Raw genomic sequence first — 14,815 nt, forward strand, 5'->3', positions numbered from 1 at the left:
GGCTGGCCCGAATGCCAGCCTGTCATCTTGTAGCGGATCAGACCGCCGCATGGCAAGGTGCGGCGCCTCAGTTGTTGGCATGCGCGAAATCGGCCTTGAGAAATTCACTGGCTGACAGCGGTTTGCCAAGCAGAAAGCCTTGCAGCGAGTCGCAGCCAAGCTCGGTCAGAAAGCGCTGCTGAGCAGCGGTTTCCACGCCTTCGGCCACGATTTTGAGGTTTAGCTGCTGGCCCAATGCAATGATGGCCGACACAATCGCCGCGTCTTCCTGATCGTGCTCAAGCTGGCTGATGAATCCCCTGTCGATTTTCAACTCGTTGGCGGGCAGGCGCTTGAGGTATAGCAGGCTGGAATAGCCTGTGCCGAAATCGTCGATGGAAATCGAGACACCCAGCGCAGACAGCTCGCGCAACACAGTGAGGCTGCCTTCGGCGTCGCGCATGGCCGTGGTCTCGGTGATTTCGATGGCCAGGCAGGAGGCGGGCAAGAGATGGCGTTCCAGCGTCTCGCGGATGTTGTTCGTCAGGCCGACCTGCGAAAACTGCATGGCCGACAGGTTGACCGCTACGGTCCACGTGGTGTGCCCGAGGTCGCGCCAGATACGCATCTGCCTGCAAGCCTCGTCTAGCACCCACTCCCCGATGGAATAAATCAGGCCGGTGCGTTCAGCAATGGGAATGAATTCGGCCGGAGGTATGAGACCGCGCTGAGGGTGGTTCCAGCGTAATAAGGCTTCTGCGCCCACTACCGGTCCGGCCGGTGCGATGAACTTGGGCTGGTAGTGCAGCACAAGCTCGTTGCGTGACCGCGCTTGGCGCAGATCTTGCAGAAGTTGCAGCTGCTCGCGCGCGTTTTCGTTCATGGCCGGTTCGAAGTAGCTGTAACGGCGTGCGCTACCTAGGCGTTTGGCGTGATACATCGCCGCGTCGGCATGGGTAAGCAGCGTATGGCCATCGCCCCCATCACCTGGAAAAATGGAAATACCCACGCTGGCTGTGACCGACAGGCTGTGACCGTCGATCGTGATTTCGCGCGAGAGTACGTCGATAAGCCGTTCCGCGACGTTGGCGGCATCGGTGGGTTCGATGACATCAGACACCACGATAAACTCATCCCCGCCCAGACGGGCTACTAGATCGCCGGGCCGCAACACCTCGTCTTCGATGCGACGCGCCAGCGCTCGCAACAGACTGTCGCCGTTTTGATGGCCGTAGGCGTCGTTGACGGCCTTGAACCCATCCAGGTCGATGAAGAGGACAGCGAACTGGCTACGGTTGGCGTTAGCTCGTGATACTGCCTGGGCCAGGCGCTCATCGAGCAGGGCGCGATTGGGCAGTTGTGTGAGGGCGTCGTGCAGCGCGAGATGCAAGAGCTCCTGGTTGGCTTCGGCCAAGGAGCTCGCCAGGGCAGAGGTACGCGCCTCCAGGCGCGTGTCCAGCACCGCCACCACCAGCGCGATCGCCAGTACGCTCAGTGTAATGGCCGTGATGCAGGCGGCCAGCCAGCCTGCGCTGATGCCATGCAGCACGGCCATACAGACGCTGTTCTCGGCGAATCGGGCGGCCGCCATGCCGGTGTAGTGCATGCCGACGATGGCCAGACCCATGACGATCGCAGCGCAGATCCGGTAAGCTGGCGCGCCGGGCCGGTGGTAGCGCAGGTGATGCGTGATCCAGAGCGCGGCGCCTGACGCAAGAATGGCAACCAGCACGGACAGCGCGAACAGCCAGGGCGAGTACTCGATGGCAGGGTACATATTCATTGCTTCCATGCCCACGTAGTGCATGGCGGCAATGCCGCAGCCCATCAACAAGGCGGCGCCGACCAGCCGCGAGATCGGGAATGTGCGGCGCGTGACAACCCAAAGCGCGAACGCCGAGCAGATGATGGCGATCAGCAGCGAAAGCACGGTCAGGGGCAGGTTATAGCCCAGGGGAATGGGCAGGCTAAAGGCCAACATGCCGACGAAATGCATGGACCAGATGCCCAGGCCCATCGCGCAAGCGCCGCCAAACAACCAGAAGCGCGCGGCTGTTCCCTGCGCCGAGCTGACCCTGCCCGCCATGCCCAGCGCTGTATAGGACGCCAGAATGGCGACGCCTAAAGAGACCAGCACCAAGGATGGGTCGTAGTTTCCAACAAGCATCAAAAGCCTCCAGGAGGCAGGTAAGACGGGCGTGGGAAGGTAACGCCGGCGCGAAAGAAGCGGAAAATTGAAATCAGACGCGTGAAAGCGTATCCGATTTTTTCAGCGTTTGACGGTCTCGCGCTGACTAATTTTTCGGTGCGCTCAGGTTCCGACTCTGATCGGCGCGGTCAGCTTGCGCAGCGCGGCCACGACGCTTTGCGCGGTGATGCGGCCGGTCTTTGGGTTCTCAGAGGGGATGTTCTGGATTTCCATCGAAAAACTGGCCGAGTCGGCGTCCACCTCGACACGATGGACATTCCGGCTGACACCGGGGTCCGCCCAGATTTCCAGCGTGGTGAGATCAGGGCCGATACCGGCTAGCGACACGCTGACGGCGACGTTGAGGTTGGCGGGAAACCCGATGGCGGCATCCCGAGGAGAGCCCCGGAAAATCAGGGTGGGCTGAGTGATGTCTTCGACATTGATGCGGTGGGTTTCCAGATAGGGCGCGCCCGCCAGGCCGCGAGGCGGCTTGCGGGTGATCATCTTGACTGAATGGATCTGGCCTTCGGCGGCAGCCGTCAGTGCATCCAGGCCCAGAATGGCGCCCGAAGGAACGATGATCTGCCCACCCGTCTGGCGGGCCAGTTCGATCAGGTCTTCATTGCGCAGCAGGGCCCCCGAGCTGAGCAAGAGCAGTTTCTTGCCCGCGGCCAGCACGGGTTTCGCCAGTTCGCGGAATACGGAGGCGGGGGCCGCCTCAACCACGATGTCGCACAGCGTGGCGAGCTGAGCCAGGTCGGTGAAAACCGGAGGCTGCCCTTGCCAGATTCGATCGGCATAGCGTTGCGGCTCGCGTACGGCGATAGCGGCCAGTTGCAGGCCTGGCAGGCCATCATCCAGCGCTTGGGCGACACGCTGACCAATGGCGCCGAACCCGGCGATTCCGACTTTTAAGGCTGGCATGTTTTTTCTCGTTGGAATTAGTACGAATGGCAAAGTGTATGACAGACCTCCCGCACACGGCGGGAGCAGGCAGGCGGGGGCGCGAGTTCACGCAGCAAGGCAGGGGCGTTGCTGGCCGCGTTCGAGTGTTCTCGACGCCGGAAAACCATGTCGAGCCGGGCATGTGGCGCATCGTCGCGTGGCGGGCGCAATAGCAAGGGCGTGGCGATTTCGCGTTCCAACTGCTGGTTGCAAGCTCAGGGGCGCTTGGCCGATGCCCAGTCGGGCGGCCGCCCGGGTGAAATGCAGTGCGACCGCTAGGAAATAGCGCAGATGGCGCAATTCTATTGTTTTAAAAAATGATTAATCGCGTTTCCACATATTGGACAAATGTGCAATGAAAGTCTAACTTTCGAACCCTGGCCCGATAGCCTGCCGTTTCTGAGAGATTGACTATGTCCGCCCCCGCCGCTCCCGAGTTGTCCACGATCGCACAGCAGGATGACCCGGGGTATTTGCGGCGCGGCAGCCCAGCTTTGCATCGGGCGCAATGGGCTTTGTTCGCAGCGGGTTTCGCCACGTTTTCGCTCCTGTATTGCATCCAGCCGCTGCTGCCGCTATTTACCGAGACTTTCCATGTCACGCCCGCACAGAGCAGTCTGTCCCTGTCGCTGGGCACGGGCTTGTTAGCGCTGGCGATTTTCCTGGTTGGCCTGAGATCGCAGGCGCTGCCGCGCAAAGGCATCATGGCCGCCTCGCTGTTTGCCTCGGCCGTGCTGGGCATCCTGGCTGCCTGCGCGCCGGATTGGTATAGCCTGCTCGCCCTGCGCGCTTTGCAAGGGATTGCCTTGGGTGGCGTGCCTGCGGTGGCGATGGCCTATCTGGCTGAAGAGGTGGAGCCGCAGACACTGGGCTTGGCAATGGGTCTGTATATCAGCGGCAGCGCCTTTGGCGGGCTGAGCGGCCGTGTCATGACCGGTCTGGTTGCCGATGTGGCTGGCTGGCGGGCAGCGCTAGGCCTGTTGGGATTGCTGGGACTGATTGCTGCCGGGCTGTTCCTGTGGCTGCTGCCGCCTTCGCGCCGCTTTAAGCCCCAGCGCGGCAATAGCTGGCAGGCCGCGCGCGCGGGCCTGGCCGAACATCTGCGTAATGGTCCTCTGGTCTGCCTGTTTGTAATGGGTGGCCTGTTGATGGGCGCTTTCGTGACAGTCTACAACTATGTCGGCTTTCGCCTGTTGCAACAGCCTTTTTCTCTAAGCCAGGCTTTTATCGGCGCTATCTTCGTGGTGTATCTGGTAGGCATTTTTGCTTCGACCCTGTTTGGCAGGCTGGCCGATAAGCACGGCCGCAGCGTCATGCTGGTTGTGGGCACGGTGTTGACCTTGGCCGGGCTGTTGTTGACGCTACCCGACAATCTGACGATGCTGGTGGCAGGCATCATCGTCTTCACCTTCGGTTTTTTTGGTTCTCACGCCGTCGCCAGCGGCTGGGTGGGCCAAATGGCGAGGGGCTATAAGGCACAGGCTTCGTCGCTCTATTTGCTGTCTTATTACACCGGGGCCAGTGTGCTGGGTTCCCTCGGAGGGAAAAGCTGGCAGTCCGGCGGTTGGGCCGGGGTGACAGAGCTGTCCGGTGCGCTGCTGTTGATAGCGTTGGCGCTGAGTGGGGGGTTGGCTTTGCGTGCGGCACGGAACCTGGCGAAACAGGCTCAGGTCTGAGCGCCTTTCTGGCGGATGAAGGAATTGGGCGGGCGCCGCTGTGCAACGCCCGAGGCACCCCGATCTGCCCTTGATGTTCAGCTTGCGGGCAGGTCTGTGCTAAGCGCGATCAGCCAGCGTCTTTGAGGATGGCGTAAAGCTGGTCTTTCAGGAGAAGTTTTTCTTTTTTCAGCTTTTCGATGTCAAACGCGGTGCCGGCTTCCCGGCCAGCTTCCATGTTTTGGATCTGCTGATCAAGCTCATTATGTTTATCGAACAACTTCACGAAATGCGGGTTTTCGGTCTTGAGACGGGAAATCTGTTCGCGATACTCAGGAAACATAAAGGGGACCTCCGTGGTGGAAAGACCGCGCTTCGGAGCTGGGGAGCTCGCTATGGCGCGGCAGAAAATAGTGCCGGTGTCCATGCATGACTTCAGTATAGCGATGCTGTTTCGAGCGTCAAATGGGGCGTGTCCGCGCGTCGTCGATCGCCTTCAGACTTTGAGGGCATAAGCAGCTAAGGCGGGCAGCTTTGTTGTTATGGCAATCAAGTATTTGGCGCGCAGGCCTCCTCAGCCGATGATGCCAGGGTTTCTTTCTCGTTGGACTAAGACCATGAACAATCTGAACGAATACTTGAAGCAAAAACGCGAAGCCGTGCTGATCCGCCATGCACGCGATCCCCTCACGATTGAGCCGGCGCGGCTCAAGGCGCATGTGAGCGCCGAGGGACGCAGCGGCGTGCGCCGCATTCGCATCCGTGACCATCAGGTTTTGAGTGATAGTCCGGCGGATTACGCGGGCTATGACCTTGGCCCATCCTCCCCGGAGCTGTTGTTGGGTTGTCTGGGCAGTTGTCTGACCCATATTTTTTTGATCAAGGCTGCCGAGGCGCAATTGCCGCTGGACGCGTTGGACGTCGACATCGAAGGCGATCTGGACCCGCGCGGGGGCAAGCCGGGTTACGAGACTCTGCCTTTTTATCCCCACAACATCCGTTACACCGCTCATCTTGTGTCGCCCGCCAGCGAGGCAGAGGTCAAGGCGGTGCATGAGGCGGTTCAAGCCTGGTGTCCCATTCTCAACCTGCTCAAGCAGGGACAGCCCGTGCATGCTACCTTGCGGCACACTCAGTCTGCGCCGCACTGAATCTTCGGGGTATCGACTTAGCTGTGCTCCAGCGGGCCGCGCAGCGTCCAGCGCTCCGGTGCGCAATCGGCCTGCCAGCCGCTGGCGGCGGCCAGCAGACTCAGTTCGTCGGGCAGGATGGGTTCAGGCTGGCCGGGCCAGGCCGGCGACGCCATAAGCAGTCCCGGCTCCGCGGTCCAGATGCAGGCCGAAGGCGCGTGCACACGCAGCTCTTCGCCATCTGCCACCGTGTCCAGCAGGCAAAGCAGCCAGGCCAGAATGACGTAGCGCGAACTAAACAGACGCAGGTCGGGCACGATGGGCAGTTGGGGCAGGGAGACCTGTTTGCCTGAGGCGAGCAGGCGGTAGGCCACTAGACGGCGACAGTCTTCGAATACACTGTGGGCGTCATTTTGCCTTTCGCGATCGATCAGCCATTCGTCCAGCTCGCGCAGACTGGAGACGCTGTCTTCGAGCAAGCTTTGCATTTCACCGATCAGGTGTCGTCGCTGTGGGATGCGCTCATCGGCAGGTGGGTTATGCAATAGTGCAGCGGCTAAGCCCACATTGGAGAGCGGAACGATGACACTGTGCCGTAGCGCCGGGAACATGTGAGCCAATACTTTGAATCGCACTCCCTGGGCCTGGAGGTCCAGCTTGAAATTCGACATTGCCTGGTAAAACCTTTATGGGAAAAACTTCCGCAAGCGGCGGGTGTGCTGGCCCATTATGTCAAAGAAAGCCGTTTGCGGGACAATGTATTAGCAGTGTCGTACTAATCAGAATATGCAGATATCAGCACCCAATGACGCCAGTACGGACCCTCGGCCGCAAGCGCCCGAGGCGCCGGGCCCTAACGAATGCTGCGAAAGCGGCTGTATCCCCTGTGTCCACGACCTCTTCGCCGAGGCCATGGAACAGTACCGGCAAGACCTGAAGGCATGGCAGGCCAGGCAGGCCGCGTCAAGGTAGGCGCTTGAGCACGTACAGCTTGGCCAGCGAGCCGGTAGGCATTTCTCCCTCAGGGCTGAGGCTGGTCAGTTCGTTTTCACCTACGCGCCAGAGGCTGTTGTCGCCGCTGAGTTGAATACGGCCATTGTCTGGCAGCCAGCGGAAGGTGCCCTGTGTTATCTGGGGTTTGGGTTGACGGTCCAGGTACTGCTCGCTCAGCTCGTATTGCCCCGTGTCTTTCAGCGTAAGTGTGATGCGGATGCCGGGGCAGTCCGCGCAGGGCAGTGTGCCCGCATAGCTGCCTGCCCAATCCACCGCGCCGCGTGAAGTGTGCATATCCGGCGGGGCGGGCACAGGTGAAAAATGCGTTGAGGGAGCGGGGCTGCTGCAAGCCGTCAGTACTGCCAAGGTGGCTATGGGCGCAAGAAAACGGAACATCTCTCGTATCTCCATTGCTTGTTAAGAACCTACACTTTAGCCCTAATGGTTTGCCGCGTGGCCTCAGCCAACTACGTTGATTTCGCGCCAGGCTGCGGTAGCTGCCAGCACGGTATGCATCTGTACAGTATGTGCGAAACGGTAGGCTGCGCCATACAGCGTTTCGTCAGGAAATTCCGTGATGAGCGACACAGGCGCCAGCTCGCGCCCGCTTTCACGCAGCATGACCGGTATCCCATTGAAAAGCGGCCAGTTGTCGCTGGCGGCGTAGACCGCGCGGCGGGCCCGTTGTGAGCGATTGAAGCCTGCTAGGGCCGGGACTGCTTGCGCCAGTTTTGCCGTGGCCGTTTTCGCCAGCCGTTGCGCCTGGCCTGCCCACCCTGGGTGGTATTGCAGTACCCAGAAAAATCCTTTGGGCAGGGTCCAGGACTCAAAACCACGGGGCAGGTAGCCTCTTAGGGGCCGGGTCCATTCGTGAGAGGGGTAGCCATGCAGATTGATATGCAACTGCGCGCCAGAGCGCGCGATGGCCTCATGGCGCGCCACACTCTCGCCTGCGGGCGGTCCCTCGCGAAAGGCCACGTCGTCGCCAAGCGCGCTATAGCGCGCCGCGTGGTGCATATGGTTGGGATGCCAGGCGCGTAAGTCTTCGAACAAGGCATAGCCGTCGGGGTTCTCAAGCGGCAGCAGGGCGAAGGCGCCTTGCAGTTTAGGCGCGGCGCGCAAGGCGCCGATAACGCCCGAGGTTTCGTTGGCATGCTGAGCGGCGGAAATCAACACCGGCGTTTCCCGGCCTTCGAAATAGCGCCACAGGACGCGCCGTCCCTGACGCGTCGGCGCTTCATATTCCTGTCCTCCTAGGGTGGCAAGCGTATGGGCGACTTCGCTCAATGTCAGCGGTTCGGCGCATTCGTTCAGGGCCCGTTCAGGCTGACGTGGCGTCAGTCTGCCGGCCGGGGTGAAAGCTTCGATGGTGATGCGCAGCCGGGGCTGCTCGGCAAGACGTATATCCGGCACGATTTGGCCCGGCTGCAGGCCGCGGTCGCCTGGCGGCCGGCCGGAGTAGTGTTGGAAAAACTCGAGTACCGAAAAGTAGAGGTCTTCGTGCAGTGCTTCACTGGTGCTGGCGGTTTCTCCTCCCGGCAAGGGGGTTTCCAGGGGCGGGATGTCCGCCCTCAGGCTCAGGCGCTCGAAATAAGGCTCGGTCTTGCCCCAGGGATGCTGGGCGATGCAATCCATGGCCGTGTCGAACAAGCGCTGGTACTCGGCGCGCTCTGCCTGGTCTACGCTGATTTCTCCGTTCGGGCGGGTGATGCGCAGCCAGGCGCAGGGGGAGTAGGCGCTTAGCCCCTGGTGGTCTGCCGCCCAAGTGTTGGGCGCTTCGATGCGCAGGGTCTGTATCCCGCCGGCCCGCCGCAGCGTGACGGTGTAAACCGGATGCTCCCCTTTCTCGGCGATAAAGCGCAGGCCGGGCAGCAGGTCGGCCAGTGGATAGGCCTCCAGCAGAAAGCGTTCAGCGGACAGACCAGGCAGCACAGGGTAGCGAATCTCAGCGCCGACCACGCCGTTTGTATCAATATCTTCCAGTATGGCGTGAACCAGGGGCTTGTAGGCGCTGTGCAGGCGGGCGCTCACGCCGGCCTCGGCCAGTTTCGCCTCGGCCTGCCGGCGTGCCTCGAGGCCTTCGAACAGCCACCCCTCCAGACGGCAGCCGCGCCATTGGGCTTGGGTATAGCGTGCTAGCCAGTCTTCGATCAGGCGCGAGAAAGGCATATCCAGCAAGATCACGATAGGAGTCCGAAAGCCAGCAGTAGGCAGAGCTTACTCCGCCTCGGACGTTATCGGCCTGTTGCGAATGTTGCGTCTTGGAATCGCTGCGCAGGACTACCATACTCAGACGCCGATTCGGCATTGATTCAGGAGAGCGCATGACATTCACCCGTCCCCTACTTGCGATAGCCGCCTTGTGTCTGGCCGCCACGGCCTCGGCCACTACCACCACCGAGGCACTGCAATTTCCCGGCCTTCAGCCAAAGTCATCGGCCAACTGGTCACCGCCCTCCACCTTGACCATGACCGTCGAGACCGTTACGCCGCCTCCCGCCCCAATTCACGATACCCCGGAAAGCATCGCCGAGTATCAGCGTTGCCGCACGGTCTCAGATCGCGCGGCGGTCTCGAATGCGCAGCGCACGGCTGGCGTGGAAGCTTGTCTGAGAGCGTTACAGGAGCGCCGCGTCAGCCCTTGAGCGACTGTCTTCACGCCGGGCTGCATAGGCTAGGCGGCAGGGTAAAGTCATGGTTTTTCCGTGACATGCCATGAACCCCGAATTACTGGATCTGCTCGTGCGCCGCGAAATGCCCTTCGGGAAGTACGAGGGGCGCTTGATCGCCGATCTGCCCGGACATTACCTCACCTGGTTCGCCCGGAATGGCTTTCCCAAAGGCGAGATTGGCCGTCTGCTGGCCTTGATGCATGAGCTGGATCACAACGGTTTGCGGCCTTTGCTCGATCCTTTACGCAAGCCCCGGCCTGCACCTGCCAAGCCCGAGTCCTGACGGCAGCGCTCAGTCTGTGGGCGATGAGGTTAGCGCGGCCACGAGCGACTGCACGTAGGCAGGGGCGTGAGCGAGGCCGCGCGCGCACAGCACCAGACGGCGGTCCGCCCAGTCATCGGCCAGCGCCAGACGGCGCAGGCTGCCGCCCAGACGCAGGCGTCTTGCGGCAGATTGAGGAATGACCGCCACGCCGACGCCTTGCTCCACCATTCTTGCGATCGATGCAAAAGTACGCATACGGACCCGGGCGCGCATGCGTCGTCCGGCCCGCGCGGCCTGGTCGTCCAGATGGGCCGTCAAGGCGCTGCCGCTCTCCAGCGCGACATAGTCATAGTCCAGCGTTTCGGCAAAGCGTAAGGGCTCGCAGCCGATCAGAGGGTGGCCAGCGGGTACCAGCAAATCCAGCCGGTCGGCGCGAAATGGGCGCACATCCATGCCGGTCAGATCGACGGCATCGGAAACGATGCCGACATCCGCCGCGCCCTGCATCAGTGCCGGCACGATGCGGTAGCTCGGCTCTTCCTGGACATCGATATCCACATTGGGATGCGCCATCAGGAAGGCTCCCAGCGGGTCCGGCAAAAACTCCGAGATGGCGGCGGTGTTGCATAGCAGCCGCACCTGGCCTTTGAAACCGAGCGCATATTCGCTCAAGTCTTCTTGCAGATGCGTCACATGCTGCAAGACCAGGCGGGCATGATGGGCCAGCGCCAGGCCAGCCGGTGTTGGCGCGACGCCGCGCCGTTCGCGCAAAAATAGGGCGGTGCCCAGAGGGGCCTCCAGGCCGCGCAGGCGTGCGCTGGCCGAGGGCAGGGCCAGATGGCTGGCCTGCGCACCCGCTGTGATGCTGCCTTTTTCGCAGATATGCAAGAACAGCCGCAGGTCGGTCAGATCGAAATGCATGCGCAGACTCTGTTATAGACATAGGCTGGGTCAGTGTATTCCACATTTTCAAGACGGGCCGGGCAGCGCAAGATGCCGCCACCATGCGTACTTTTACCGATTTCTATCTCCAGGCTGGCGTTTCTCTCACTGTCCTGATCTTTGGCGTTTTTCTGCTGGCTGGCTTCGTCAAGGGCTGCATCGGCCTGGGTCTGCCGACGGTGTCGGTGGGTTTGCTCTGTCTGGCTATGCCTGCGCCGCAGGCAGCCGCCTTGCTGGTGGTGCCGGCCATCATTACCAATATCTGGCAATTGGCAGTGGGAGGGCAGTTTGTCGCCTTGATTCGCAGGTTGGCCCCTTTTCTGATCGCGATTTGCCTTGGCAATAGCCTGGGTGCCTGGCTGTTTGCAGACGTCAGTAGTCATGGCGCTGTCAGCTTGTTGGGCGTTGCGCTCCTTTGTTATGCCGCTTTGGGTCTGTCTACGGTCAAGTTGCGCCTGCCGTCGCACCAAGAGGGCTGGATAGGCGCCCTGTGCGGCGCGGCAACGGGCTTGATCACGGCGGTAACGGGAGTGTTCGTATTGCCGTCCGTGCCGTATCTCCAGGCGCTTGGCCTGGATCGCAATGGGCTGGTCCAGGCGATGGGGATTGCCTTTATGGTTTCCACGCTGGCGATGGCGGGCGGACTGGCCTATGGCGGATCACTGGGGCCGGACGAGGCCGGCGCGTCTATCCTGGCCTTGTTTCCTGCGCTGGTCGGCATGTGGGCAGGCCAGCATCTGCGTCGACGTATCGGCGAAAAGGCATTCAAGCGAGGATTTTTTTTGGCGTTGGCGCTCTTGGGCGTGAATCTCGTGATCTTGGCTTAAGGACAGGCGCAGGTGGTAAATTGAGCGCGCGCCGGCCCTGCGGCGCCTGACTTTTTATCGCGAGCATCATGTCCATTGATCCCCAAGAACAGCACCTGGCCGAAGTCCGGGAGAGCAGCGAACTGGTCTATGACGGCCGCTTTCTGAAGATCCGGCACGATAGGGTGCGCCTGCCCAATGGCCGCCTGGCCTCGCGCGAGTACGTGGTGCATCCGGGCGCCGTGGTGGTGATTCCCCTGCTTGATGACGGCCGTGTATTGCTGGAGCGCCAGTTCCGCTACCCCGTAGAGCGGGTCATGACGGAGTTTCCAGCGGGCAAGCTTGACCCGGGCGAAGACCCCTTGGCCTGTGCCAAGCGTGAGCTTTTCGAGGAAACCGGCTATACCGCCGCCGAATGGGCTAAGGCGGGAGCGCTGCATCTGGCGATCGCTTATTCGACCGAGATCATTCATATCTATTTCGCCCGAGGCTTGTCGGCTGGCGAGCGTCAACTGGACGAGGATGAGTTTCTGGATGTGCGCAGTGCCGCGCTGCCGGACTTGCTTGCGGCCTGCCAGCGGGGCGAAGTCACCGATGCGAAAACCCTGACATGCATGCTGTGGCTGCAGAATGCGATGTCGGGCGCCTGGAAGCTAGATTGGCAGTCGGCATGAGCGGCTTTGAGGTCCTGCTGCTGCCTGCGGGCTGGCGTTTTCGCACCACGCCGGATACGCCCTTGTTGCTTGCGGCCAAGGCGGCGGGCATACGCATGCCCAGTTCCTGTCGCAACGGCACCTGCCGCAGTTGCCTGTGCCAGATGCGTTCGGGCGAGGTTAGTTACCGCATCGAATGGCCAGGCGTGGCGAGTGACGAGCAGGCCGAGGGCTGGATACTGCCTTGCGTCGCCTATGCTGAATCCGATCTCGAGGTGCATGCGCCACAGGCGCAACGCATAGGCCCTGAGGCAGCCGAGCCCGAAAGACGCTTGTTGACTGGGGCGCGGCGGGCTTAGCGCGCAAGGGGCAGGCAGGGCGCACCCTGTGGCAGCGGCGCGCTTGTTTCACCCAGCAAGGCGCGTGCGCCGCAGGTCGAACCGAACATCGCGGCCGCGTCATGTCCCACGCCCACGACCTCCTGTGCGTCGTGCTTGAGCTTGGGCCATTCGGGGTGGCGATGCAGGCTGAGTTGTTCGTAGCGCCAATAACCGAGCCCGCGCGCCCAGCGCGTGGCGCCCTGGGCTTCCGCGCCGCAACTCTTGTCCAGCGATTGATGCTCAGGATTATTGTCGGCCGAGCCCAATAGATATGTCACTTGCCGGTCGGCATAGCGGGCGGCGAGTGTCGAGCGATTAACCTCGTGCAAAAACGGCGGCAATTGATCCAGGCCGTATTTGTATTGGTTATAGGTGGGACAGATGCCTCGCTCGTAGGGGGCGAAGCCATCGGCGTGGGGCCGCTCAGCGCTCAGGTAGAGATAGGAAGACGGATTGGCGACCACATAGCGCACATCCAGTCCTTTCTCGCGCAGGTTTTCGTCCAGATTGTTCAGCACGGCATAGCGCTGAACCAGTTGAGCGCCGCCCGAGTGGCCCGCGATGACCACCGAGCGCAAGGCCGGCAGGCGTGCGCTGCTGGTGAGCTCATGCAAAAGATCATCCAGGACCTGCATGGAGCCCACGGGCGCGGGTCGGCCCTTGGCTGCCATGCTGGGCTCGCCATATTCCCAGCCAGAGCGGCGCCAGGCAGGCATATGGCTAAAGCTGGTGTCGATGCTGCTGGAAAACCTGGGCGCGACGATTAGCGTGTCGTTCAGGCGGGCGGGGTTGCTGCCTGTCAGGGAGGCAACCGCATCGTAATAGCGCGACGCATCACGTTTGACGCCATGCACGATGATGACCAGGCGGCGAATGCCTCGCAGATCGTCTTGCTGCAGATTTTTGCTGGTGTAAACCGGGAAGGGATAGGGGCTGCGACCCAGTTCTATCGTGCGCCAGGGCGGGGTGCGTGCCGGAGACGCCGCGACGGCGTCTTGGTAGGGATCGGCTGGCGCAGTGGTCTGTGCGGCGGCCGCATGCATGCCGGCCGTGGCCACTGCGAGGGCGAGCAAGCCACGGCGCAGCGTCATCGCGGCTTAGCAGTGCTCGTGGCCGAGCAATTGCCGCAGGCCGGCCAGATCGAGCAGGCGTACCTCCCGCTGGCTGATGCGGATCAGCCCCTCGCGTCCGAAGCGCGAGAATAGGCGGCTGACCGTCTCCAGCGTCAGGCCCAGATAATTACCGATTTCTTCGCGGCTCATGCGCAGCACAAATTCGGTTGATGAGTAGCCCAGGGTCGCATAGCGCTGCGACATATTTAGCAAAAATGCCGCCAGACGCTGCTCAGAGCGCATCGAACCCAAGGAGGCCAGCATCTGGTGCGAGCGGTTGATTTCGCGGCTCATGAGGCGGCGGAACTGCTGTTGCAGGCTGGGCAGATGCGCGGATACCCGGTCGATTTCGTTGAGGCGGATGACGCAGACCTCCGAGTCTTCGAGCGCCACGGCGTTCGAGATATGCTGGGATTCCAGCATACCGTCCATGCCGATGATCTCGCCTGGCAAATGAAAGCCGGTGATTTGCAACTGGCCCGAGGCATCTTCGAGTTGCGTCTTGAGCGAACCATAGCGCACGCCGTACACGGCATCCAGCGGGGTGCCCAGTTCGTAGAGCGTATGGCCTTTTTCTATGCGCACGCGCTCTTTGACGAGATCGTCAAGTTTCTCGACTTCGGCGGCAGCCATGCCAATCGGAATGCAAACATGGCCGAGCATGCAAGTAGAGCAATGCGCCGCATCAGGCGGAATGGGAACCCGTTTAAGCATTCTTGACCTCGTGTGGTAATGCACCGGCTCTATGAAGTGGCTCGGTTTATTTTTGATTGCCAGCATTGTAGTACTCCCTCCCGAGCCTCGTCGAACCGTCCTAAGCCGCGTGCAAACAGGGTGGCAAACGACAACGTTTGACCTTGACAGGCGCGGCGCGCGCTTTCCTTTCATCCGGGCTACGGCCTTTTCTGGGGGAGACGGCCGTTCACCGGCGCCAAAAAACGTATATGCTGATCAGGACGGCCGCGCGCAAGAGTGGCCGCGTAAGTCCTTGCAAGTCGATTTTCGGCGTGTGGTTGGGGGCTTGAAATGTCCCTTTCCGTCCACACATTCTTGTGATCAGGCCAGCTGAATGTGGTTTCGGGCTGGCTCACT

Annotated in this window: 17 protein-coding genes and 1 pseudogene; 8 read left to right on the plus strand and 10 right to left on the minus strand. The window is 61.5% G+C overall.

What is annotated here, in order from left to right; translation table 11 throughout:
* Positions 1 to 67: 67 nt before the first annotated feature.
* The 3 genes and pseudogenes from U0029_RS05280 to U0029_RS05290 all read right to left on the minus strand — a co-directional run.
* A complete protein-coding gene (locus U0029_RS05280) occupies positions 68 to 2,146 on the minus strand; it encodes a putative bifunctional diguanylate cyclase/phosphodiesterase (RefSeq protein WP_114852576.1) in 2,079 nt (692 codons plus the stop codon).
* Between the two features lie 144 nt (positions 2,147 to 2,290).
* Positions 2,291 to 3,094, minus strand: coding sequence for an aspartate dehydrogenase (locus U0029_RS05285; RefSeq protein WP_039052144.1), 804 nt, complete (start codon positions 3,092 to 3,094; stop codon positions 2,291 to 2,293).
* 185 nt (positions 3,095 to 3,279) lie between these two features.
* Positions 3,280 to 3,421 (minus strand): annotated as a pseudogene (locus U0029_RS05290) (LysR family transcriptional regulator); the annotation flags it as partial.
* 107 nt (positions 3,422 to 3,528) lie between these two features.
* Between U0029_RS05290 and U0029_RS05295 the strand changes: the two are divergent.
* A complete protein-coding gene (locus U0029_RS05295; RefSeq protein ID WP_012418100.1) occupies positions 3,529 to 4,791 on the plus strand; it encodes an MFS transporter in 1,263 nt (420 codons plus the stop codon).
* 109 nt (positions 4,792 to 4,900) lie between these two features.
* On the opposite strand, the gene U0029_RS05300 is transcribed toward U0029_RS05295, so the two are convergent.
* Positions 4,901 to 5,113 carry a YdcH family protein gene (locus tag U0029_RS05300; protein WP_012418099.1) on the minus strand — a complete coding sequence of 71 codons (213 nt, stop codon included), beginning with the start codon at positions 5,111 to 5,113 and terminating at the stop codon, positions 4,901 to 4,903.
* Positions 5,114 to 5,387: 274 nt separating this feature from the next.
* On the opposite strand from U0029_RS05300, the gene U0029_RS05305 reads away from it, so the two are divergent.
* Positions 5,388 to 5,921: an OsmC family protein gene (locus U0029_RS05305; RefSeq protein WP_114852575.1), complete on the plus strand. Its 534-nt coding sequence runs from the start codon at positions 5,388 to 5,390 to the stop codon at positions 5,919 to 5,921.
* A 17-nt stretch (positions 5,922 to 5,938) separates the two neighbouring features.
* On the opposite strand, the gene U0029_RS05310 is transcribed toward U0029_RS05305, so the two are convergent.
* Positions 5,939 to 6,571, minus strand: coding sequence for a hypothetical protein (locus tag U0029_RS05310; RefSeq protein ID WP_114852574.1), 633 nt, complete (start codon positions 6,569 to 6,571; stop codon positions 5,939 to 5,941).
* Positions 6,572 to 6,686: 115 nt separating this feature from the next.
* Here U0029_RS05310 and U0029_RS05315 point away from each other — a divergent pair, with 115 nt between their 5' ends.
* Positions 6,687 to 6,872 (plus strand): oxidoreductase-like domain-containing protein, encoded by a 186-nt coding sequence (locus tag U0029_RS05315; protein ID WP_114852573.1) that lies wholly within the window; start codon positions 6,687 to 6,689, stop codon positions 6,870 to 6,872.
* On the opposite strand, the gene U0029_RS05320 is transcribed toward U0029_RS05315, so the two are convergent.
* Both U0029_RS05320 and U0029_RS05325 read right to left on the minus strand, forming a co-directional pair.
* On the minus strand, positions 6,864 to 7,289 hold the full coding sequence (locus U0029_RS05320) for a copper resistance protein NlpE (protein WP_012418095.1): 426 nt from the start codon (positions 7,287 to 7,289) through the stop codon (positions 6,864 to 6,866). The genes U0029_RS05315 and U0029_RS05320 overlap by 9 nt on opposite strands.
* Before the next feature lie 63 nt (positions 7,290 to 7,352).
* Positions 7,353 to 9,062: a M14 family metallopeptidase gene (locus tag U0029_RS05325; protein ID WP_039052152.1), complete on the minus strand. Its 1,710-nt coding sequence runs from the start codon at positions 9,060 to 9,062 to the stop codon at positions 7,353 to 7,355.
* 155 nt (positions 9,063 to 9,217) lie between these two features.
* Between U0029_RS05325 and U0029_RS05330 the strand changes: the two genes are divergently transcribed.
* Positions 9,218 to 9,538 carry a hypothetical protein gene (locus tag U0029_RS05330; RefSeq protein WP_012418093.1) on the plus strand — a complete coding sequence of 107 codons (321 nt, stop codon included), beginning with the start codon at positions 9,218 to 9,220 and terminating at the stop codon, positions 9,536 to 9,538.
* A 70-nt stretch (positions 9,539 to 9,608) separates the two neighbouring features.
* Entirely contained in the window at positions 9,609 to 9,848 is a 240-nt protein-coding gene (locus tag U0029_RS05335) for a DUF3820 family protein (RefSeq protein WP_012418092.1), read from the plus strand.
* A gap of 9 nt (positions 9,849 to 9,857) precedes the next feature.
* Here the strand turns inward: U0029_RS05335 and U0029_RS05340 are convergent, their stop codons facing one another.
* The gene (locus U0029_RS05340) at positions 9,858 to 10,751 is read right to left on the minus strand and encodes a LysR substrate-binding domain-containing protein (RefSeq protein ID WP_114852572.1); all 894 of its coding nucleotides are present in this window, start codon (positions 10,749 to 10,751) and stop codon (positions 9,858 to 9,860) included.
* 83 nt (positions 10,752 to 10,834) lie between these two features.
* On the opposite strand from U0029_RS05340, the gene U0029_RS05345 reads away from it, so the two are divergent.
* From U0029_RS05345 to U0029_RS05355, 3 genes are all read left to right on the plus strand, one after another.
* Positions 10,835 to 11,599: a sulfite exporter TauE/SafE family protein gene (locus U0029_RS05345; RefSeq protein WP_012418090.1), complete on the plus strand. Its 765-nt coding sequence runs from the start codon at positions 10,835 to 10,837 to the stop codon at positions 11,597 to 11,599.
* Between the two features lie 68 nt (positions 11,600 to 11,667).
* Positions 11,668 to 12,252: an NUDIX domain-containing protein gene (locus U0029_RS05350; protein ID WP_012418089.1), complete on the plus strand. Its 585-nt coding sequence runs from the start codon at positions 11,668 to 11,670 to the stop codon at positions 12,250 to 12,252.
* Positions 12,249 to 12,590, plus strand: coding sequence for a 2Fe-2S iron-sulfur cluster-binding protein (locus tag U0029_RS05355; protein ID WP_012418088.1), 342 nt, complete (start codon positions 12,249 to 12,251; stop codon positions 12,588 to 12,590). The genes U0029_RS05350 and U0029_RS05355 overlap by 4 nt, the downstream gene beginning before the upstream one ends.
* On the opposite strand, the gene U0029_RS05360 is transcribed toward U0029_RS05355, so the two are convergent.
* Positions 12,587 to 13,702 (minus strand): hypothetical protein, encoded by a 1,116-nt coding sequence (locus U0029_RS05360; protein ID WP_012418087.1) that lies wholly within the window; start codon positions 13,700 to 13,702, stop codon positions 12,587 to 12,589. The genes U0029_RS05355 and U0029_RS05360 overlap by 4 nt on opposite strands.
* Before the next feature lie 6 nt (positions 13,703 to 13,708).
* Positions 13,709 to 14,437 (minus strand): fumarate/nitrate reduction transcriptional regulator Fnr, encoded by a 729-nt coding sequence (gene fnr, locus U0029_RS05365; protein WP_012418086.1) that lies wholly within the window; start codon positions 14,435 to 14,437, stop codon positions 13,709 to 13,711.
* Between the last annotated feature and the right edge of the window lie 378 nt (positions 14,438 to 14,815).

It is taken from the genome of Bordetella avium, from assembly GCF_034424645.1.
Classification (GTDB): domain Bacteria; phylum Pseudomonadota; class Gammaproteobacteria; order Burkholderiales; family Burkholderiaceae_B; genus Bordetella; species Bordetella avium.